At 71.2% G+C, this 386-nt stretch carries 1 protein-coding gene; it reads right to left on the bottom strand.

Annotated elements, in window-relative coordinates; genetic code table 11:
• On the bottom strand, positions 1 to 386 hold a 386-nt coding region (locus BJL95_RS25370; protein WP_175463778.1), incomplete at both ends, for a hypothetical protein.

Genomic DNA, 386 nt, shown 5'->3' with positions numbered 1-386 from the left:
TCAGGGTCAGCGTGGTCAGCGCGGCCAGGTCGGCGGTTTCCAGGTTGACGGCTTGGGCGGTGCTCAGCGCGGCGGCTTGGTTGGATTTGAGCGCGGCGGCTTGGGCGGTGCCCAGCGCGGCCAGGTCGGCGGTTTCCAGCGCGGCCACTTGTTGGGTGGTTAGCCCGGCGATTTGGGCGGTGGTCAACGCCGCCGCTTGGGCGGTGGTCAGGGCGACGATGCCGGCGGTGGTCAGGTTGCTCAGCGCCAGGGTGCTGAGCGCGGCCAGATCGGCGGTGATCAGGTTGGCGACTTGGCCGGTGGTCAGCGCGGCGGCTTGATGGGATTTGAGCGCGGCGGCTTGGGCGGTGCTCAGCGCGGCCAGGTCGGCGGTTTCCAGCGCGGCG

The sequence above is a fragment of the Methylomonas sp. LWB genome, assembly GCF_001856095.1.
Lineage (GTDB): Bacteria > Pseudomonadota > Gammaproteobacteria > Methylococcales > Methylomonadaceae > Methylomonas > Methylomonas koyamae_A.
Note: the sequence above shows the minus strand (reverse complement) of the source record. Positions and strands in the feature narration are given on the sequence as shown.